This is a genomic window from Streptomyces sp. NPDC046925 (assembly GCF_040644915.1).
Classification (GTDB): Bacteria; Actinomycetota; Actinomycetes; order Streptomycetales; family Streptomycetaceae; genus Streptomyces.
The window spans coordinates 604827-625065 of sequence record NZ_JBEYWZ010000004.1 but is presented as its reverse complement, the minus strand read 5'-3'; the positions used below and the strand labels follow the sequence as shown (position 1 = coordinate 625065).

At 69.7% G+C, this 20239-nt stretch carries 17 protein-coding genes; 8 read left to right on the top strand and 9 right to left on the bottom strand.

The features are described from left to right. The first annotated feature begins 21 nt into the window (after positions 1-21). Together ABZ906_RS21345 and ABZ906_RS21340 are read left to right on the top strand one after the other, a co-directional pair. On the top strand, positions 22-1125 hold the full coding sequence (locus tag ABZ906_RS21345; protein ID WP_361384746.1) for a hypothetical protein: 1104 nt from the start codon (positions 22-24) through the stop codon (positions 1123-1125). Positions 1126-1180: 55 nt separating this feature from the next. Beyond that, a complete protein-coding gene (locus tag ABZ906_RS21340) occupies positions 1181-3355 on the top strand; it encodes an FUSC family protein (protein WP_361384743.1) in 2175 nt (724 codons plus the stop codon). Positions 3356-3562: 207 nt separating this feature from the next. Here the strand turns inward: ABZ906_RS21340 and ABZ906_RS21335 are convergent, their stop codons facing one another. Then, positions 3563-4018 carry a DUF2267 domain-containing protein gene (locus tag ABZ906_RS21335; RefSeq protein WP_361191685.1) on the bottom strand — a complete coding sequence of 152 codons (456 nt, stop codon included), beginning with the start codon at positions 4016-4018 and terminating at the stop codon, positions 3563-3565. Positions 4019-4250: 232 nt separating this feature from the next. Continuing rightward, the gene (locus tag ABZ906_RS21330; RefSeq protein ID WP_361191688.1) at positions 4251-4685 is read right to left on the bottom strand and encodes an Hsp20/alpha crystallin family protein; all 435 of its coding nucleotides are present in this window, start codon (positions 4683-4685) and stop codon (positions 4251-4253) included. Between the two features lie 130 nt (positions 4686-4815). Between ABZ906_RS21330 and ABZ906_RS21325 the strand changes: the two genes are divergently transcribed. From ABZ906_RS21325 to ABZ906_RS21310, 4 genes are all read left to right on the top strand, one after another. After that, on the top strand, positions 4816-5484 hold the full coding sequence (locus ABZ906_RS21325; protein WP_361191690.1) for an HSP18 transcriptional regulator: 669 nt from the start codon (positions 4816-4818) through the stop codon (positions 5482-5484). Between the two features lie 224 nt (positions 5485-5708). After that, positions 5709-6587: an amidohydrolase family protein gene (locus ABZ906_RS21320; RefSeq protein ID WP_361384885.1), complete on the top strand. Its 879-nt coding sequence runs from the start codon at positions 5709-5711 to the stop codon at positions 6585-6587. Between the two features lie 659 nt (positions 6588-7246). Beyond that, positions 7247-7993, top strand: coding sequence for a sulfite exporter TauE/SafE family protein (locus ABZ906_RS21315; protein ID WP_361384882.1), 747 nt, complete (start codon positions 7247-7249; stop codon positions 7991-7993). Positions 7994-8070: 77 nt separating this feature from the next. Next, positions 8071-8736 carry a nitroreductase family protein gene (locus ABZ906_RS21310; RefSeq protein ID WP_361384740.1) on the top strand — a complete coding sequence of 222 codons (666 nt, stop codon included), beginning with the start codon at positions 8071-8073 and terminating at the stop codon, positions 8734-8736. Between the two features lie 46 nt (positions 8737-8782). Here ABZ906_RS21310 and ABZ906_RS21305 read toward each other — a convergent pair whose 3' ends face one another. The 5 genes from ABZ906_RS21305 to ABZ906_RS21285 all read right to left on the bottom strand — a co-directional run bounded on the left by ABZ906_RS21305 (position 8783) and on the right by ABZ906_RS21285 (position 14109). After that, positions 8783-9865, bottom strand: a complete 1083-nt coding sequence (locus tag ABZ906_RS21305) for an AraC family transcriptional regulator (protein WP_361384737.1) — start codon at positions 9863-9865, stop codon at positions 8783-8785. Between the two features lie 1019 nt (positions 9866-10884). Continuing rightward, positions 10885-11169: a hypothetical protein gene (locus ABZ906_RS21300; RefSeq protein ID WP_361384734.1), complete on the bottom strand. Its 285-nt coding sequence runs from the start codon at positions 11167-11169 to the stop codon at positions 10885-10887. 354 nt (positions 11170-11523) lie between these two features. After that, positions 11524-12849: a VanZ family protein gene (locus ABZ906_RS21295; RefSeq protein ID WP_361384731.1), complete on the bottom strand. Its 1326-nt coding sequence runs from the start codon at positions 12847-12849 to the stop codon at positions 11524-11526. A 689-nt stretch (positions 12850-13538) separates the two neighbouring features. Beyond that, positions 13539-13754 (bottom strand): hypothetical protein, encoded by a 216-nt coding sequence (locus ABZ906_RS21290; RefSeq protein ID WP_361384728.1) that lies wholly within the window; start codon positions 13752-13754, stop codon positions 13539-13541. A gap of 172 nt (positions 13755-13926) precedes the next feature. Next, positions 13927-14109 carry a hypothetical protein gene (locus ABZ906_RS21285; protein ID WP_361384880.1) on the bottom strand — a complete coding sequence of 61 codons (183 nt, stop codon included), beginning with the start codon at positions 14107-14109 and terminating at the stop codon, positions 13927-13929. A 224-nt stretch (positions 14110-14333) separates the two neighbouring features. On the opposite strand from ABZ906_RS21285, the gene ABZ906_RS21280 reads away from it, so the two are divergent. Next, on the top strand, positions 14334-15575 hold the full coding sequence (locus tag ABZ906_RS21280; RefSeq protein WP_361384725.1) for a helix-turn-helix transcriptional regulator: 1242 nt from the start codon (positions 14334-14336) through the stop codon (positions 15573-15575). Between the two features lie 686 nt (positions 15576-16261). Here the strand turns inward: ABZ906_RS21280 and ABZ906_RS21275 are convergent. Next, on the bottom strand, positions 16262-16786 hold the full coding sequence (locus tag ABZ906_RS21275; RefSeq protein WP_361384722.1) for a hypothetical protein: 525 nt from the start codon (positions 16784-16786) through the stop codon (positions 16262-16264). A gap of 337 nt (positions 16787-17123) precedes the next feature. Between ABZ906_RS21275 and ABZ906_RS21270 the strand changes: the two genes are divergently transcribed. Further along, positions 17124-18353 carry a hypothetical protein gene (locus ABZ906_RS21270; RefSeq protein ID WP_361384719.1) on the top strand — a complete coding sequence of 410 codons (1230 nt, stop codon included), beginning with the start codon at positions 17124-17126 and terminating at the stop codon, positions 18351-18353. A gap of 184 nt (positions 18354-18537) precedes the next feature. Here the strand turns inward: ABZ906_RS21270 and ABZ906_RS21265 are convergent, their stop codons facing one another. Beyond that, positions 18538-19812 carry a protein kinase gene (locus ABZ906_RS21265; RefSeq protein ID WP_361384716.1) on the bottom strand — a complete coding sequence of 425 codons (1275 nt, stop codon included), beginning with the start codon at positions 19810-19812 and terminating at the stop codon, positions 18538-18540. Positions 19813-20239: the final 427 nt, after the last annotated feature.

Genomic DNA, 20239 nt, shown 5'->3' with positions numbered 1-20239 from the left:
TCGCCCGGGGACGTTACGGTCGTGACTCTTCTGGCGGATCCGGACGCGCCGACGGAAATCGCGCAGCGCATGGTCCGGAGACTGTCCGTTCGGCTCGCCGAGAAGTCGGGCCAGGGGCAGCGGTTCGACGTCAAGGTGGTCAGTGAGCCCTTCTCCGCAGGGGCCGAGGACCCGCGTACCCTGATGCGCCGCATCATGGACCGCGGAAGCGCGGAGGACTGGGACATCGTCGTGGCCCTCACTGATCTGCCGCTGCACGCACACGGGGGCAGGGTCGTTGTGGACCTGAGCCACGAACATGGGTTGGCGCTGCTGTCGCTTCCTTCTCTGGGCGGTTTGCGCCTGCAGACGAGGGCCCGGCGGGCCGTGGAAGAAACCGTGCTCGGCTTGGCGGGGCCGCAGGACACCGGCGCTGAGGGGCGGCCGCGAAATCAACGGCATCCGAGACCGCTTGCCGCTGGTATCACCCCCATCCAGCCGGGCCAGGTCGGCGAGGAGGAGACCGCCGATCTGCGATACGTCGTCAGCGGACCACGCGGCTACCTGCGGGTGCTCGCCGGTATGGTCCGTGCCAACCGTCCTTGGCGCTTGGTGCCGGGGCTGTCGAAAGCACTGGCGGCCGCACTCGCCACGGGAGCAGTCGCCACCGTGAACTCCACCGTCTGGAGTCTCGCCGAGGCCCTGAGCACCCCGCGCCTCGTGATCGCCACGGTCGGTTCGGTCGCGCTCATGATCGGCTGGCTGATCGTGGACGCGCAGCTATGGCACCGCGCAGCTTCTGCCTCGCCGGAGGCGAGGCAGAAGGCCAGGCTCTACAACACGTCGACGGTCCTGACCGTCGGGATCGGCGTGCTCGTCTGCTACCTGGGTTTGCTGCTCATCAACGTGGTCTGGGCACTGTTCATCCTCAACGACCAGGTGTTCGCTTCGATGACACGCGACCCGCTGAACGCAACGGACTATTGGACGTTGTCATGGTTCGTCGCTTCGACTGCGACAGTGGGCGGCGCACTGGGCTCCGGCCTGGAGAGCGACGAGGCCATCCGGGCCGCAGCCTATTCCAAGCGGGAACAGGAACGACGCCAGATGGCAAAGGACGACCACGGCGACCAGCGGGTGACCTGAGCCGCAGGACCAAGTCGGCACGACCCGACAGGGCGATCCGGCTAGGCTCATGTCCGTGACGTGGCGGCGGGCCCTCCGGGAAGTCGTGCGATCCGGGCTCACGCTCGAGGAGACGCGACTGGAGCCCCTGCTCGCGCTGCGCACGGCAGCGGGGATGGCGATCATCATCGGGTCGGCGCTGTGGCTGGCTTCCCCGGCATACGCCGCCTCCGCCGCTCTCGGCGCCTACTCCGCGGGCGCAGCCACCTTCCAGCGCACCTGGCGTCCACGCAAGGTGATCGCGCTCGGCGCGGGCGCCGGTCTCGCGCTCAGCACCTTCGTGGGCTATTTGGCAGCGGGGCGCCTCGTGACGTTCCTCCCGCTGCTGGCCCTATGGGCCTTTGTCGCGGGGATGGCGTGGGCCGTCGGATCGACCGCCGGGATCGTCGCGGCGACGACGGTCGGCAGCATGCTGGTGACCGTCACCCTGCCCACGAGTGCCGGGCGAGCCCTGGAGCACGCCGGGGTCATCGCGCTCGGGGGCGTGGTGCAGGCCGTGCTGATCCTGCTGTTCCCGATCCGCCGATGGGGCGCGCATCGTGACGCGCTGGCCGATGCCCTGGCCGCCGTGGCGGACTACGCCCGCCGGTTGCGGCACGACCCGACCGCCCCGTTCGACCCGGAGCCGTTGATGAAGGCCAGGGACGCGGCCGCCGTGACGCCGTCACAGGCGCGCACCCGGCCCACCGTCCTGCACGGCCCCCGGGGCCTTGCCGAGCGCATCGCGCCGGCCGTCGCCGCGCTCGCCGACCCGCACGTCGGCGCCCCGGCGGAGGGACCCGGGCGGGACCGCGCGCGAGAGCTGCTCGGCGCGGCCGCCGACGTGTTGGATGCCGCCGCCCGTTCGATCCGCCGGGGCACTCCGGCAGAGGTGCCGCCCGCAAGCGCGGACGTCCTGCGTGTCGACGAGGAGCACGAGGTGCTGCAGGGGCACGCGCGGCAGGCCGCCGAGCGGCTGGTGGAACTGCTCGGCGAGGCGCTTGAGATCGCCGGGAGCGGCAGCACGCGTGGGAGGACGCCTACCCCGCACGGCCCTGCGGGCGACCAGTTCCTGGTGCGCCCGACGATGCTGCGGCTGATCCCGGTCGTCGTGCGATCGGTCCGCCGGGAGCTGCGCCGGGACTCCCCCGTGTTCCGGCACGCCGTCCGCCTGGCGGCGGTAGCCATGCTCGGTTATCTCATCGCCACCCGGCTGCCCCTGGGCCACGGCTACTGGGCGCCCATCGCCGCGGTCATGGTGATGCGTCCGGACTTCCACCAGACGTCCGCGCGTGCCGTCGCCCGTCTCGCCGGCACCCTGGCAGGGGTCGCGCTCGCCACCGGGATGGCGCGGGCCCTGGGCCCCGACGCCCAAGTGTTCGGCGTGCTGGCAGTGGTCTCGGCAGGTCTGTCCTACACGCTGATCCGTACCGGCTACGCCTACTCGCAGTGCTTCACCGCCGCCTACGTCGTCTTCCTGCTCGCCATGGGCGGCCAGGCATGGGAGCAGACGGTCCCGGAGCGGGTGGTGCTCACTCTGCTGGGCGGGGCCCTGGCGATGCTGGCGTACGTGGTGTTTCCCGCGTGGGAGACCCCCCGGCTGCCGGACCGGCTTGCGGATTGGCTCGCCGCGAACGGCCGCTACGCGGCCGCGGTGCTGCGCAGCCACGCCGAACCGACCAGGGAGCATCGCACCGACATGCGCCGGGCCCAACTGGCGAGCAGGAAAGCACGTGCCGCCTGGCAGGAGGCGTACGACCAGGCACGACACGAACCGATCCCCCCGAGGGGAATGACATCGCGCGAGGCCCAGGACGCGCAGGACGCGCTCGAGGGGTTCGACAGGGCGGCGATGCTCATGGAGAACCTCGTCCCGCGGGCCGACAGCCCGTCTGCTCCCGAGGCCAAGCGGCTCGCCGAGGCCTTGGAAGCGGACACCGCGCAGGCTGCGATCGACCTGCGCGAGCACAGGAATCCGCACGTGGGGCGCGTGGAGGAGGCGCTCCACGCGTGGCCGGAGGCCGCCGTGGACCGGAGCCCCATGGTGCGGCGCGGTGCGGAACTGCAAAAGCAAGCCCTGGAGGACCTCGCGACGGCCGTGAGCCGTGCACCCCTGGAACGGGACATGGGTTCTGCTCGTGAGCAGCTGCGGGAGCAAGCCGCCTTGGCCGCCGGAGGTGACGAATCGGCACACGCGCACCGGGGTGGGTGACGGTTTCGGTTTCGGTGTCGGTTTCGGCGATCGTCAGTGTCGCGCTTTGCGCAGCGTGAAGCAGTCTCCCGGCTGTGCCGGGCGCCGCCGTACACATACCGCTGTCGCCATGACGCGGAACGCCTTGCCAGGATGGGCAGTTCGATTTCTTCGACATGACAACGGTGGTGGGAGCTCGGCGCCGCCTGACGCGCGGAGTACGGCGCACTACGACCGCGCATCAGCCCGTGGCCGGGGTTGGCGCAGTTCTGCCTGTCCGAAGAGGAGGGCGTAGCCGCCGGGGAGTTGGCCGAGGATCCGGGCGATGAGATCGGGGCCGGCGAGGCGGGCGACGACGGTGAGCACGGCCCCGGTGTCCCAGCGCGCGAGGGCGGGGGTGACGCCGGTACGCGAGGCCAGGTCTTTCACGAAGCCCCAGCCGGTGAGGTGTTCCGCGTCGGGGATCTGGGCGGTGAGGCTCAGGGCGGCTTCGAGAGGCAGGCTCTGGGCGAGGTCGACGCGTTCGTCACCGGTGAGCTGGCGGCCGAGGGCGGCCAAGACGGTGTGCACGGCTTCCGCGGCGCGCTCGCGGGTGGGGTAGACGCCCTCGTAGCGCACCCGTTCCAACATCTGGTCGAACGTCATGGCCGCACGGGTCGGGTGCGCTCGAAGCTGGTCGTACATGGTGGAACGGTTGCCTTTCTCGTCAAAGGTGTGGGCGGTCGGTGGCCGCGGGCCGGGCCCCCGGAGAAGAGGGCCCATCCGGGCGGGAGTGGGAACAAGTCACGTGCGTGAGGGTGCCGTTCGGCGTGTGCCGGGCTGAACCGTTGTGTGCCCGGCAGGGTGCGGCGGCGCGGGAGGACGGGAGCGACGGGGCACCGACTCCCCCGCCCTCCGCCGACGTCGCGGGGCTTGTTCAGCCGGCGATCTGCTTGTGCTCGGCGTCGCCGCTGACGGTGATCTTCCGGGGCTTGGCACGCTCGGCGATCGGGATGCGCAGGGTCAGGACACCCGCGTCGCAGTGCGCTTCGATGCGCTCGGTGTCGAGGGTGTCGGCCAGCACGACCTGGCGGGAGAAGACACCGAGGGGCCGCTCGGAGAGCTCCATCTGCACAGTGTCGCCCTTGGCTGCCGGCCGGCGCTCCGCCTTGACGGTCAGCATGTTCCGCTCGACGTCGATGTCGATCGCCTCGGACTTGACGCCGGGGAGGTCGAAGGCGAGTACGTACGTGTCGCCGTCGCGGTAGGCGTCCATCGGCATCACCGACGGCTTGGACCACGTCCCGGTCGTACCCGAGAGCTGCTGAAAGATCCGGTCCATCTCGCGGAACGGGTCAGTGCGCATCAACATCGCGAAACACCTCCAGTTGGTTCGGGCAGAAACTGCCAATGCGCTTCAACGTGCTTCCGTTGTAGCATGTCATCGGAACGATGACAACGCAGATGTCATCGAAAGGACGACAAAGACTGCGGAGCATGCCATGCACGAAGCCTCCGAACCGGGCACACAGGTTCCCTTCCTTGACGCCGCCGCGGCACTGAAGACCATCGACCTGGTCGTGAAGAACGCACAGCGAGCACCGGCCGATCCGCCGACCGCCGCGACCGACCCGACGGCGGACCCCGGCCCGCACCCCGCACTGGCCGCGCTCCTGATGCTCCGCGAGGTCCGCGAACAACTCGCCGGCTGGGAAAGCGGCCTGATCGAAACCGCCCGCGCCCAGGGTGCGAGCTGGGCCGACCTCGCGGGCCCCCTCGGGGTCGCAAGCCGCCAGGCCGCCGAACGCCGCTACCTGCGCCTTCGCCCCGGCACCGCGGGCAGTACCGGCGAACAGCGCGTCCAAGCCACCCGCGACTCACGCGCCGCCGACCGCAACATCACCACCTGGGCCCGCGACAACGCAGCCGACCTGCGCCGCCTCGCCGGCCAGGTCACCTCGCTCACCGGCCTCCCCACCAGCGCCCAGTCGGCCGTCGGCGACCTGAACGAGGCCCTGGCCGGCAACGACGCGGCCGGCCTCGTCCGCCCCCTGGCCGACACCCGCGCTCACCTGCGACCCCAGGACTCCCAACTCGCCGAACGCATCGACGCGATGACCCGCAGGACCGACCAGATCCGCCAGGACGCCCACGACCAGCGCAGCACGTGACCGCCACCGGAGCGGGGCCTGCTCCCGATTGAGGGCGGCCTGCCTCCAGGCGCAGAGACCATCGCCCACAAGATCAGCGACCTAGGTGACCGATCACTCACCCCGCCAGCAGGACAAGGGCTGGACCCGCCCCGCCACCGGGGCTGATCGTGGGAGGCGTGAACGATCACCAAACGGCACCCGCCAGTCGCACAGGTTCGCGAGACGCGACAAACGACGTGACCTTGGAAGAAGAGGCCGGTGAAGTCCGCCGCTTCTGGAACCGGCTCGGCCTTCCCGGACTGATCGACGTGCACACGCACTTCATGCCCGAGCGCGTCCTGCACAAGGTCTGGGAGTACTTCGACGCGCAGGGGCCGCTGACCGGCGGACTGGAGTGGCCGATCAGCTACCGGCAGCAGGAGGCGGAACGGGCTGCTGTACTGCGCTCGTTCGGTGTGCGGGCATTCACTTCGATGCTCTACCCGCACAAGCCCGGCATGGCCCGCTGGCTCAATGGCTGGGCAGCGGACTTCGCCCACCGCCACCCCGACTGTCTGCACACCGCCACCCTCTACCCCGAGCCGGGTGTCGAGACGTACGTGCGAGAGGCCGTCGAAGCGGGCGCGCGCGTGTTCAAGGCGCACGTACAAGTAGGCGCCTACGACCCGGCCGACGAGCTTGTCCAGCGGGCGTGGGGAGTGCTCGCCGAGGCCGGGGTCCCTGTGGTGATCCACTGCGGCTCCGGTCCCGCCCCGGGCAAGCACACCGGTCCCGCGCCGATCGCACAGGTACTGGCGCGGCACCCGAAGCTGCGGCTGATCGTCGCGCACCTGGGGATGCCCGAGTACGAGGAGTTCCTCGGCATCGCCGAGCAGTACGCGGAGGTCCGGCTGGACACCACCATGGCGTTCACCGACTTCACCGAGGGATTCATGCCGTTTCCCCGCCATGCCGTGCCCCGGCTCGCCGGGCTCGGCGACCGTATCCTGCTCGGTTCCGACTTTCCCAACATCCCCTACCCCTACGTACACCAGCTCCACGCCCTGGAGCGGCTCGGCCTCGGGCCACAGTGGCTGCGAGCCGTGTGCCACGACAACGCGGCAACGTTGTTCGGACTGTGACGAAAACTTTCGGCTCCCAATACCCCTACTCCAGTGCGGTGACGTGATCCGTCCAACACGTTCGTCGGCGGATCGTCGTCGGCAGCGGCTGCCACGGGCGGTTGACCGGGGCGCCGGCCCTCGGAGAACAGCCGAACGGAAATCAGCGGTGGCCGCCGACCCGGATCATGGTCCGGTCGGGATGAGGCACTGCCCCGGTTCTCGTACTCGCGGCGGGCCTTGCGCCGGGCCTAAACCGCGGGGACTTCCTGGCGCCGTCGAGCGGCTGGAGCAGCGGGACGGCGTCCGCCTTCGGGCGCCGGAGGGGGGAGGCGGCCGGAGGTGCCCGGGTCCTCCTCGACGACGACCGGGTCCTCGATGCCGGCCTCGTCCAGTCGGACCTGAATGGATTCGGGCCGCTGCGTACCCCCGGATTGCACGGCTCTATTAGAGGTGTCGGCCGCCTGTCGTCATGATCGTTTACCGACAGGAAGAGCCCGGCTCGCCCAGCCGTCATGTCTTCCGGGTGCCTGTCGTCGCTGCTTGGGTCCGGCACTCGGAGCTGGGGCAGTGGCTGACGATCTACTCTGCGGGCTGGGGTTCGAGCCGTACTAGCCGTACTAAGGGACGAGGGGGTCATCGTGGCGTGGGAGCCGGGCGCGGCGGGTCTTGCGGTCGGGATGCTGATCGCCGTGGTGACCGCCCCGGTCGGCGTGTCCGGTGCGGTGTTCCTGCTGCCGGTGCAGCTCAGCGTCTTCGCCGTGCCCAGTCCGGCCGTCACGCCCACGAACCTGCTCTACAACGTGGTGGCCGGGCCGGGTGCTCTGCTGCGTTACCGACGTGACGGCGCTTTGAGGGGGCCGCTCGTGCGTCGGCTGGTGCTGGGAACCTTGCCCGGCGTCGTCCTGGGGGCCGTCGTCCGCGTCTTCGTCCTCCCCGGCCCGGCCGTCTTCCGTCTCCTGGTCGCCGCGTTGCTGCTGCCGCTCGGCACCTGGCTGATTGTCCGGACGCTCCGTCCCGGGCCTGCGGACAAGCCGCGCCCGCAGCCCTCTCCCCCGGCGGTGACCGGTCTCGCGCTCGTTGTCGGGATCGTGGGCGGCATCTACGGCATCGGCGGCGGCTCGATCCTCGGCCCCGTCCTCGTCGGCCGCGGCATGCCCGTGGCCCGGGTCGCTCCGGCCGCTCTCGCTTCCACCTTCGCCACCTCGGTGGTCGGAGCCGCCACCTATGCGCTGCTGGCCCTGGCTCACAGCGGCGACATCGCCCCGGACTGGGCCCTCGGGCTCAGTTGCGGCGCCGGCGGCCTCATCGGCGGCTACCTCGGCGCCCGCCTCCAGCCCCGTCTGCCCGAGACCTTCCTCCGCCTCCTCCTGGGCACCCTCGCTGCCGCACTCGGCGCCCTCTACGCGGTCAACTCGATGCGCTGACCCGTCGCGTGCCCCGGCGATGCTCGTACTGACGGCTTAATACGGTGGAGGGGCCGGTTGAATGAGAGGGCGAAGACGTGGATGTGTATGAGGCCGTGGACAGTCGCCGGGCCGTGCGGGCGTTCAGCGATGAACCCGTGCCCAAGGAGGTGCTCGAACGAGTGCTGACCGCAGCGACGCGGGCTCCGTCCAGCGGGAACCTCCAGCCGTGGCATCTGTACGTCGTGGCCGGTGAACCCTTGGCGGAACTCAAGCGGGCCGCAACAGCCAGGGCACTGGCGGGGGACCCCGGCGACGAGCGTGAGTACCCGATGTACCCGGACGGACTGGCCTCGCCGTATCTGGACCGCTTTGCTGCTGCCGCCGCCCAGCGGTACGAATCGCTGGGGATCTTGCGCGACGACCCGGACCGGCCCAGGAAGATCGCTACCTTGAACTCGGAGGCGTTCGGAGCGCCGGCCGTCCTCTTCTGCTACCTCGACCGGACGATGGGGCCCGGACAGTGGGCTGACGCGGGGATGTACCTCCAGACGGTCATGCTGTTGCTGAGGGCCGAGGGGCTGCACAGTTGCCCTCAGGTGATGTGGACCGTGTACCGGGAAACTGTCAGCCGGGCCGTCGGGGTCGATGACGGACTCGTGCTGTTCTGCGGCCTCTCAGTGGGGTTCGAGAAGGAGGGGGTGCCGCAACTGCGCACCGGGCGGGCGGACATGACGGAAACGGTGAGCTTCATCGGAGTGTGACCGTTGGAGCGTGACCGTTGGACGGCCGAGATCGGCAGGACAGGTCCTAAGGGCGCGTCTCGGACAGGGTTATCGAGGGTGCCACGCCATAGCGCTGACGGTAGGCGGCAGCGAACCTGCCCAGGTGGGTGAAACCCCAGCGGAAGGCAACATCAGTGACGGTCGCCTGGCCTGGTTCCTTCGCGCGCAACTCCTCGTGGACGCGGGCCAGCCGTGCCCGGCGCAGGTAATCCATGGGAGACATGCCCACGTGCTGGCGAAACCCCTGCTGCAGCCGTCGGATGCCCACCCCGGCGATCTCCGCGAGGGCTGCCACGGTGAACGGATGCTCCGGGTGTGCCTCCATTGCGTCCACGGCGCGCTTGACCGGGGCAGGACGGCTGGGCCGGACCGGCCGCGCCAGCTCTTCGCGGTAAGGATGATCCGCTGCCAGCAGCAGGCCGATCAGCAACGCCTCGTGCAGTCGGTCGGCCACCAGTTCCTGCCCGGTGAGCCCCTGGGATGCCTGAGCGTGCTCCGCCGCCGTCTGGGCCAGCCGGACCCAACTGCGCCCGTGGCCGCGAGAGACGTCCATGGCGGGGCGCAGCCGCAGGGGCAGCCGGATCGGGGCGTCGAGCAGACGCTCCATCTGGAGTTCCAGCGCGGGCCGCTCGATCTTCACCGCAAGCAGCCGGCAGTCACCGTTCCACCGGTCCAGCACCGTGGTGCGGCCCGGCTGGAAGACGGCGGCTTCCTCCACAGTCGCCACAAGTGGATCGACGCGTCCCTGGTGCCATGCCATGGCCCCAGAAAGGGGTATGTCGACGTGGTAGGCGCCGAACTCGCCGAACCGCATCCGCAGGTCCGCGCCGAACTGCAGGACGCCGAGCGTCACGCCGCGGAGCCGGCTGACCGCGAAGCGCCCGGAGAGGGCGGCCGTTGGCTGGAGCAGGTCGACGGTGTTGCTGTAGAAGTTCTGCCCGATGATCTGCCGGGCCTCGTCCAGGTCACCGGTGCGCAGGCGGACCGGCCGGGTGGCTTCGGCGCGGAGCGCCGCACCCGTCTGAGAGGACGGGCGGGCCGGCGGCCGTCCCCTTTCATGCCCGCCGGTCGTCAGGTGGTGCTTGTCCGTCTCAACATCTAGGCGCAATGCCGTGACTCCGTTTGTGACATGGGCGGGGCTGGTACAGAGCGATCCGGACCGAGGACCCGGTCTTCCACCGGCAGCCGGCGCGCGGGCCGACGCCGGGTCGGCAGGCCGAGGCCGGAGTGGCGGAATCACACATTCCTGCGGTGCATCGGCCACAGAATAGTTCGACATTCATGCAAGTCTGCCGTCCCGGCACCTGAGTTCCCGCTCAACCTCCGCCGCAGCGACGAAACGGCTGCGTTTAAAGGATCATGGGGTGCGCTGACCGGATCGTGTCCGCAGGGAGCACCGCCTAACGTGGAACCGGGGCGCTCTCCAGCCCTTCCGCAGTACCGGCCAAGGGGACACCGCTCGGTGCGCCCGCGGCCGTCGCGTCCCGGGTGCCCGGACCCCGCACCCGGGCTCGCGGCGCGTGGAGCGCGTCCTGCAGTTCGCAGCAGCGAGCCAAATCGACGAGCAACTTGCAAACGTCGGATTCAGTCTCCTGAACCGTGCTGGCGAGGCCACGGATCTTCTTCGTGCTGCGTCGGGAGATCCTTGACGGTCCTTATGGGGTGCCCATGCCTGTGACACAGAGTCGGTGATCGGCCCGATGTTCGTGCGGGGCCTGACGCGCCCACACCATCATCTTCTTCACCATCAATCCCGCACTGCCGCCTCATCAGCAAACTCTGCGGCACAGCGACGGCGCCCGGCCCATCCTCGCAGCCTCATCCGGTCGCAGGAGAGGCGGTGATGGTTAGGAGCTGTGCCCTACGCGCCCTCCTGTTGGGCCCGTTCACGATGCGGCCACGGTCGCGTCTGGCGTGTGGCGCCCGGGCGCTCCGGACGTGTCGGCTCGAACCATGGCCACCAGCATCCGGGCACACCGCGGCGGCATGTGGTGGGCTGGTCATCTGAAGGTGCGGGCATCGCAGGGGTCCGTGTGTTCGGACGTCGAGACGGCGGCGTGCCCTGCCGGCTGTTCGGGGGCCGCCGGATGCCGCCCCGCGCAGGGAGAAAAGCCCTGGCAGCAGGACTCAGAGGACTGCGGCTACCGAGATGCCGGTAAGTTCTTCGGCCCTGGCCCACAGACGGGCGGCGACGGCCATGTCCTGGGCGCTGCGCGGAAGGGACGTGGCCTTAGTGGGGCCGACCACGGACCAGCGCGGGCCGTAGTAACCGCCGGCCGTGGCACCGGGGCTGGTGGCCGCGTACAGCAGAGGTTCCGCTCCCTGCTCGGGCCCCTGGGACGGAACAATCTTGTACAGGAGTGATTCGAGCCATCCGGGTCCGCTGCCGTTGAGGTTGGGGCCGGAGGTCATCAGATGGTGCTCTCGGGCACGGGGTGGGAGAGGTCGAGAAGGATGGGTGAGCCGTCGAGGTCCAGGACCGCAGCCCCGTCCGGGGTGAGATCCAGGCGACCTCGTAGCACCACGGTTCGTTCTTCGGAGCCAGCCCAGGCTCGGGGGTGACTGCGGGCTGTGCGCTGTCGCCTCAGGCCAGGTCCTGGTCGACCGTCCATTCCATCCCGAGGATGGCTGCCCGGCCCGAGATGGCAGCCACCTGCCGGAGCCAACTCGAGCCACCCGCATGCAAGCCCCTCCCCTTGGGGTGCCCGGAGGGTCGGCCTGCGACGGGTGTTGCGGTCGGGTCTGCCACACGAAGCTGACGCCCGCTCAGCGGCCATCTGCAAGCGGGTCAGCGGTGCCCCGACGCCGTACGGGCCGGTGCGGGCGCCGAGGTCCGGGAGGCGTCGGTGCCCGGTCCGGGGGCCTGCGGAGCGTCCGCGGGCCCGGGGCGGGGCCGGTGCCGGCGCGGGTGTGCGCCAGTGCCACGGTCCGCACTCCCGACGCCCGCTCGTGGACCCAGAGGTCCGGCCTGCTCCGGCGGGTCATCAGCGCGTACCCGCCGAGCAGGACCATGAAGAGAACGATCAGCAGCACCTGCGGAAAGTGGTCGATCAGCTCCCACTGGATCGCGCGTGCGTCCGCCGCCGAAGCGTCCCGCACCCGGCGCACCACCCACGTGGGCCCGTACAGCAGGACCATCGACGCGGCGACAAGGGTCGCCATCAGCGGGAGGGTCACCACGCCCGGCAGCAACGCGCGGACGGCGATCCGCCACAGCGCCGGGCGCCCGTCGCCGTCGGTGGGCGCCAGCTTCAGCAGGAGAAGCCGCTTGCCCGGAGTCGCCCCCGTCAGCCAGGGCAGTACGACGAACCACACGGCGAAGACCGCGACCATGACCTGCGGTACGGGACGGGATGCGCCGTAGATGTCTCCCGCCGCTACCAGCACCACGAGAACGGTGGCGGCCGAGACCCCGGTCAGGTCGACCAGCAGCGCCACCAGGCGCCGTCCCGGGGTGACGGACTGGCGGGCCAGCCTCGCGCCCTCCCGCGCCTCCCACGCCGGCAGCAGTCGGGCCAGCGGCCCGGCCGCACACCAGCCGAGCAGTGCTCCTGAGGTGTTGAGCAGCAGGTCGTCGACGTCGAACAGGCGGTAGGGGCACGGGTAGATGCCCCACAGTCCGGTGACCTGCGTGACCTCGAAGAACAGCGAGGCGCCGAAGCCCGCGGCGGCCGCAGCGGCGACGCCGCGCCGCAGGTGGTAGCGGACGAAGACGCCGAGGGGGAGCAGCAGGGCCAGGTTCAGGACCGCACCGCTGACGGCGGGGTTTTGGAGCACCAGCGCGTTGAGCGTGACTTTGTGGTGCGCCTCCTTCCAGATGTCGCTGAAGGTGTTGCCCGGGATCCACTGCGGGTGGGCGACCGCCGCGAACGCCTTGCACATGTCCGCCGTCCGCTGGGGCAGCGGGACGAGCGTCATGCACAGGGAAGTGATCGCGTAGTAGAGGAAGCCGAGGAGCGACAGGGCGCGCCACTGCGACACGGTGCCGTGGCGGCGGTACAGGACGACCGCCGTCGGGAGGAACAGCAGCAACGCGAGGAGCGGGAAGAGCGCTGCTGCTGTCTTCATCGGCAACAGGTATGCAGAAGTCATGCGCGAGACTATACACAACGCATATACATAGAGTGTATAGCCGTCTGAGCTGCAGCTTTATGGATCAGTGGGTTGTTTTGGGGAGCGCGGCGATGGGTGCGCGCGCCGGGCACTGCCCGCGCACGCGCCACCGGGGTGCGCTGGCCTCGCGGCACCTGACCCGCGGCCAGGTGCCGGCCCGGTTCCGAGCCGATGGCAACCCAGGGTGTGACCGCAGCGGCGGTCAGCCTACGGCCCGGATCGGTTGCTTGGGCAGCCGGTCCGGGTCCCGGCCGCGTGCACGGGCCGGACCAGCCTCACGGCTCGCCCTCCGGCCTCCGGCGCGCTCCGTCCCGTGCCCCGGCTCGGTAGGTCATCACTCCTGGGGCCGGGCCGAGACGTGCGCCCCACATAGACGCGGGCGTGCTTGCGGTGCGCCGTGGCGTGCCGGATTCCCGCGGGCGCCGCGCGCGAGGCGCCTGCAACTCCTTCACGGGGACGGGCTGTTGTTCCATGCCCCTGGGGACTGCAAAGCCTCAAGCTGTCTCAGCGTCACCGCGCTGGGCCGCTGATCGAGCTCGACCAGGGACCTCTTGAGCAGCTCGAGGGTGCGCGGAATCGCACCGCCACGATATCGGTCTGCAGCACGCGGGAACGGGGGCGCCACGGCCGGCGGCGAGGACTCGGGGGCCGGCTCGCCGCCGTCCGGTCTAGGGGGTGCTCTCCTCGTACAGCACCTGGCCCAGGGTGCCTTCGGGGTGCTGCGACAAGGGCACGACTCCGAGATCCGCACGGCACGGCGGGCACAGGTAGAGGACGCGTCCGCCGCGGGAGACCATGGGCTTCAGGCCCACCGGGATCGGCTCGGCCGTGTCCTCGCGGCACTCCCGGCACGTTCTGATCACCGCGGACACGCCGGCGCGCACGCCCACAACTCCGCCGTGGCCTTCCTGCAGAGGCGGTCCCGGTACGTGACGCAGCCCAGCAACCGATCACGGAACAAACGCCTGCCGCACAACGCGCATGCCTATTCCGTGAGTTGCAGATTGCTCAGTGTCTTCGGATCGGGAAGCACGTCAGGGCGCACCACGTTCATCTTCACGGCGTCCGCCCCGGGGCCGCATGGCTCACCTCGTGCACGCTCGCACGAAGGATCTCGTCTCCCTTCGCCTCGCGCACCTGCACGGGGTCAGCGTCCCATTCGCGGCCTCCGCCCGGCGGGCGCAGTTGCAGGTAGGGGCCTTCATGCCCCATCACCCGGCCCAGACGCTGGCGCCGCATGTCGATGACCAGGACGCCCACGGGGTGCTTCTCGCTGACACCTGGCGCCGTTCCCTTCACACCTTCTGCGCGGTTATCGTTCGACACGTTCGCCTGCCTTCGATCAGGTGGACCGCGCCCCCGGAGTGTTCACCCACTTGCGGGGGTCCTTGCGTGAAGACCCTTGCGCAGGAGACCTGCCGCTCCCATCCCACGGGCCTATAGGTCCGCCCTATATTCGAACCATGGACAGGGAACCCGCCCTCGACCCGTGGTCCCACCCGCAGTTGCTCACGGCGCTCGCCGGCCGCGACTGGGGTGCGGTCTTCCGCGCGTACCGGAAGGTCACCGGACTCAGTCAGACCAAGATCGGGGAACTCGTCGGCCTCGCCCAGCCCGACGTCTCGGACATCGAGCGCGGACGGCGGCAGGTGACCTCCGGTGAAGTGCAGGCGCGCATCGTTGCCGGCCTCGGAGCGCCGAGTCAACGGGACACGCCGGGACCCACGGCCCCCGTGCCCGGCCTCATCCTTCCCGGACCCGGTCCTGACGAAGAGCTGCTGGCCCGCGTCGCGAGTGTGGTCGATTCCCGCACGCGCGTGGACGCCCCCACACTCGACTGGCTTGACCGACTGCTCGCCGAACACCGCCGCGCGGAGGACGTGATCGGCTCACGGCCGCTTGTGGACGTAATGCGCCAACAGCTGCGTACGGTCGTCGACCTGTACGGCAGTGCCCGTGGGCCCCTCGCCGACCGTGTCGTGCGACTGGCCTCCGAGCACGCGCAGTTCCTCGCCTGGATGGCTCAGGACCAGGACCAGACGGCCGCCGCCTTGGCTTGGTACGACAGAAGTCACGAGTGGGCGCTGGAAGCCGGAAACGCCGACATGGCCGCCACGACATTGAACATGAAGGCGCACCAGGCTTGGAGCAAGGGGCACGCGACCCGCTGCGTGCGCCTGGCTGAAGCATCCCGCTGGTCGGCTCCGGGCACATCCCTCGGGGTGCAAGGCATGGCCACGCAGATGGCTGCCCGTGGACACGCGCTCAACGGCGAAGCGAAGGAAGCGCACCGTCTTCTCGATGAGGCGCAAGAGACCATGAGCCAGGCAGCCGAGCATCCCGAGGATCAACCGAGCTGGATGTACTTTTACGACGAGAACTGGTTTAGGTTGCAGCGCGGGATGGCGACGCTGCACTTGCGTGACTGGCGCTCGGCAGTTGACCAACTCACCGTCGGGCTCGCCGCGATGCCGGATGAATACCGGCGCGATAAGGCATGGTTCCGCGCCTGCCTCGCGCACGCGCTCGCCGGAGCCGGGGAGTCGACCCAGGCCGTAGCCGTGGCCACGGCGAGCGTTCCTGACGCTGCCGCTGTTGGGCGCCCGCACTCTTGGAACGAGTTGCACACCACAGCGAGCCTTCTTATGCGCAGGTCACCGACACAGGGCCGTCATCTGGTCGACGCTCTGCGGGAGTTCGACTAACCGGCGAACTTCCGCCGACCGGCACCGGGCTGAATCATGGGCGCCCCGACGCTGCATATCCCGCAGATAGACGGCACATCCTTCGGCGGAGCCGGTACCGTGCCGACGGATCTCGGCGAAGGCCTCGCTGGCCAAGGGCTATGCGTCGCGAAGGTGGTGCGGGTGGTCAGCGAAAGCGACGTGGAGGGTCAGGCACCGTGAGCAGAGCAACCCGCATGATTGATTACTGGAGGGACCCCAACGCGCCCAAGCCGACCAGCCGGAAGACGTCGGCGTCGGTTTTCGTACGCGATGGGCAAGGGAACCTCCTCTTGCTGCACCGGGTGGACAGCGACTTGTGGACCATCCCGACGGGCGGGGTAAAGTTCCAGCACCTCGTCCCGCTCGTGCGGGTCAGGTGACGCCATAGGTACCTCCTGGGGTGAAAGTTCCGCGACCGCGGCATGCGCGGTCGACATCTCCTGTCGTGACCTCAGCTCCGCCTGCCCGCCACGGGCGATGACACCGAGAACGACCAGGACGTGTGAGCAGTCGGGAAACCTCAGTGCTGTTCCCCCCGTCCCGGAGACGGCAAGCCCTGCTCGTACTTCGCCGGGCCGGTGCTTCGGTTCAGGGCTGGGCGGGGGGAAACCCACGCGTGCTCCGCACGTCCTCGCTGGAACGTCCTTCCCCCGGAGGCCGCTCAGCTAGGACCCAAGCCGGTGCAACCGTCCCTCATCCGTGCGCTGTTCATGGACGTACCTAGCCGATTCCATATGATCAGTCAGGGCCTTCCTGGCGTTCGTCACTACACGGAGCACTTCATCGGCGTGTTCCCTGGGCTTCTCGACACCCGGGTTCTTGAACGTCCGCTTCGCAGCGCCGTATGCGATGAGCCGTCGCACTCGCCCGTTGTAGCGCAGTACCTTCTGCGAGTAGACGACCACAGCCATCTGTTGATCCGAGTGCATGTGGTGAATGGTCGGCAGCACTGTGGTGAGCATCTGGGTCGGCAGGTCGGTGGCCGCCGCCTCTTTCGCGATCTCCTCGACGACGTCCATCTCCGAGACGGCTGCGTTGAGAGCCGCGTTCTCTGCACGGCGTTGTTCCTGGTCGTTGGCTAGTGCCAGTTGGCGAGACGCGTGACGATGGGAATAGAAGGCGATCATCGCTCCGACCACTGACCCGAGCGTGGACGCGCAGAGCGCTGTGATGATCTCGGCAGCGTTCATGGCAGCAACTTCCGGACGCAGCACTGTTGCCGCTCACTTTCCTGCCTTACGGCGACGGTGGCCATCGCTCTTTCGACGTAGGTGTCGACGTCCCCTGCCACGACATCAGAGGGCGGCGTACCAACGCGCTGGAGAACCGCTTGACCGGCCAGTTCGCGACCACTCACCGCAATGGCCGGACACTCAGGCGCCGCAGGCGGCAGGATAAAGCTGACGTGAACGAACCGTCGAAGTCGTCGAGTTGAGGGCGCGGCGGAGCAGGGCACCCTGCACTACCGTGGTCGGGAGGGGCCTGGTGGGGACACGAAACAGAGCCTGGTTACGGGTGCTCGTGGGCGTGGTGCTCCTTGTCGGCACGTTGTTGATTCCGCAGGCGCACGCGGCCCCGAAGCCGGACGCCTACGGCTACGACCCCGACGCGCAGAGCGTCCGTGGGAGCTCCAGCCTGCTCAGCGCCCACGAGCTGGCCAAAGGGAAGCCGTATCGCAGCACGCTCCCGGGCAGCGAACCGGTCTACTTCCGCATCGCGCTCGACGCGACATCACACACGTACGTGTCGGTGGTGGGCATCCCCGGCCCGACAACCAAGCGCACAGCGACGAACTCGCTGCGGGTCACGCTCATCGACGCCGACGGCCACCGCTGTGATCGTCAGGGTGCGGGCTTCGCGATCGGATCCGCGCAGCCGCTCGCCGCCTCCACAAGCCGCATGATCGCACCGGCCAAAGATGCGGCGGAGGCGAAGTGCCAGCAGGCCGGCACCTATTACGTGGCTGTCTCCCGCTACCGTCAGCGCGCCGGGAGTGCCCCGTGGGGGCTGGATCTGCGTGTCGATGCCGAGCCTCCGCTGAAGAAGTCGCGAGCCGACAACCCCGCGGCGCGGCGCCCCCGTACCCCCGCGCCCGACGGCACCCCGGCTGCCGTGGAGGGCGGGGCAGGGTTCGCGGTCGCGGCACGGGTACGCGGTGACGCCGCGACCGGTGAGATCACCCCGGGCCAGTCGCGGTTCTACCGTGTCCCGGTCGACTGGGGGCAGCGGCTGTCGGTTGCCGCAGAGCTTGCCGGGCAGAAAGAGGGGCCGTATGTGGCGAACGGATTGTCGGTCACGGTCTACAACCCAGCGCGGATGAAGGTGGAAGGCACCTCGACGAGCTACCACGGCGAGCCGGCCACCGCCGACCTGAACGCGCTGCCGGCCGTGGCGTACGAGAACAGGACCGACCAGGGTCGCAAAACGGCAGCGATGCGGTTTCCCGGCTGGTACTTCGTGCAGGTGACCGCCTCCCCCGAGCTCGCCGCCACGTGGGGCAGGAAGCCGCTGCGGCTGACCGTACGCCTCGGCGTCGAGGGGTCGGCCCGCAAACGGCCTGTCTACGCCGGCGACCCAGGCGTCTTCCAGGTCCCCGGTGCGCAGCCTCCCGCGCAGAGGAGTCAACGCCCCGCGCCAGCCGAGACGGCCGACGGGGGTGGGAGGAAGATGCTGGCGATCGGCTCGTTCACCGCCGGTGTGCTGCTCCTCGTCGTCGCTGCCAGCCGTGTGCTGCGTGCGCGGCGCCCGACGGCGTAGCCATCTGCGCCCGCCGGGCTGCGCACTCGTTCGCGGACTTGGCGTGCACGTCCCTGAGCAGGGTGCGGCCGCCGCTTTCGGCTGGTCTGGCTCGGGCCGGACGGGCTCGGCGCGTAGGACCGATCCGCCCGTGCGTCCCGTGGCGCCGGGTGGCCCCTCAGGCCTGCTGCGCCGCAAGCCCAGTTCAAGCCAGCCAGGCCCAGATGCCCAGCCCGATCAAGAGCAGACCGAGCAGGGCGATCATGCCCGTTCCGGGTGGCACGGTGACGGGGCGGGGCGCTTCGCCCGCGTCGGGCGCGAGGGGTGGAGTGGTTGCGGCGGTCGGCGGATGGGCCGGGGCAGGGACGGGCTTGGGCAGCGAGGCGATCGGCGCGGGTGCGCGCCGGCGGAGTTGCATGGTGTGGGCAGTCGGCTGCGGCGTAAAGGCGGAGGCCGGCGCAGGCGCAGGCTCGGTCTCAGACGGCGGGGTGATCGCTTCGGGTGCGGGCCGGCGGAGTTGCACGGTGTGGGCGGTGGGCTTCGGCGTCGACACGGAAGGCCGTGCGGGCTCCGTGGCGATCGGGCCGGTTGGGCCGGTTGGGCCGGTTGGGCCGAAGCCGTCGGGCAGCGGCGGGAGTTGGTCGAATACCTCGATCGCGCTGTCGCTGTCCGGCTCGGGCAGCCACGGTGTGATCGCGGCCAGGGCCTCGCGCGCCTGGGCCGCGCTGTCGAACCGCTGCCGCGGATCCGGGTGGAGCAGCCGGGCAAGCACCTGCCACCACGGATCGGGAACCTCCTCGGGGGCGGCAGGCAGCACGCCGTCATCGTCGAAGGCCTGCATGAGAGCGGGGACGTCCAGGTCTTCTCCCCGGAGCAGGTGGAGGGCGACCACGCCCACCGCGAAGAGGTCGAACTGCGGGTCCGGCTCGGCACCGTCGTACTGTTCGGGGGCGATATAGCCTGGGGTGCCGATGATCTGGTCGACGTGCGTGATGCGGATGTGGCCGGCCTGGTGCGCGAGACCGAAGTCGCCGATGCGTACATGCGGTTGTTTCAGCCCGGTGGCCTCCAGCAAGAGGTTGCCCGGTTTGATGTCCCGGTGCACGATCCGCTGCGCGTGGACGGCTTCGAGTCCGGCGAGGACCTGGTCGACGAGCGTGAGCACATAGCGAGGCGGCAGCGGACCGTAGTCACCGACCAGACTCGCCAGCGTGCCGCCACCCACGAGGTCCATGGCGATCAATACCCTGTCGTCGGCTGCGGCCCAGCCGGACGGCGCCACGACATGCGGGTGTTCGATGCGCGTGGCGCCCTCACGGACGAACCGGAGCAGATTATGGGCCCGGGACTGCTGCAGCATCTTGGCCGCGACGTAGCGCTGCTCACGGATGTCCCAGGCGCGGTAGACGATCCCGAACGCGCCCCGTCCCAGCTCATCGACCAGCGCATACCGCCCCGCGAACAGCGTGCTCCCACTCATGCGCTCCCCCAACTCCCCTACGCCCGTTGCCCGGTCATGCGCGTGTCACCGGCCGGGACAGCCGGGATCCAACTCGGCCGAATCCTGCACCCCGTTCCCCACCCGACCACTTGAGTTTGCCAAAGTAAACGCATACTCTTTCGATCTGCCTCCAGGGTGCAGCCAATCAACCTACACCTACGACGATCCGGGGAGACGCATGTCCAGACGATGCAGCGATATTCCCATTCGCAATCCCTTGGTCGACACTGACGACACTGAGCAACCCGCCCGCGAGGGACGGTGGCCCGCCCGTACGCGCAGACTCATCCGCCGCGCAGGCCTCATCCGATTAGAGGGCCCCTTCGACGACGGCGACCTGCAACATGTACGCGCCACAGCACCGGCACGCCAGGTGACCCGTGACGGAGAAGTGATCCTGATCTGG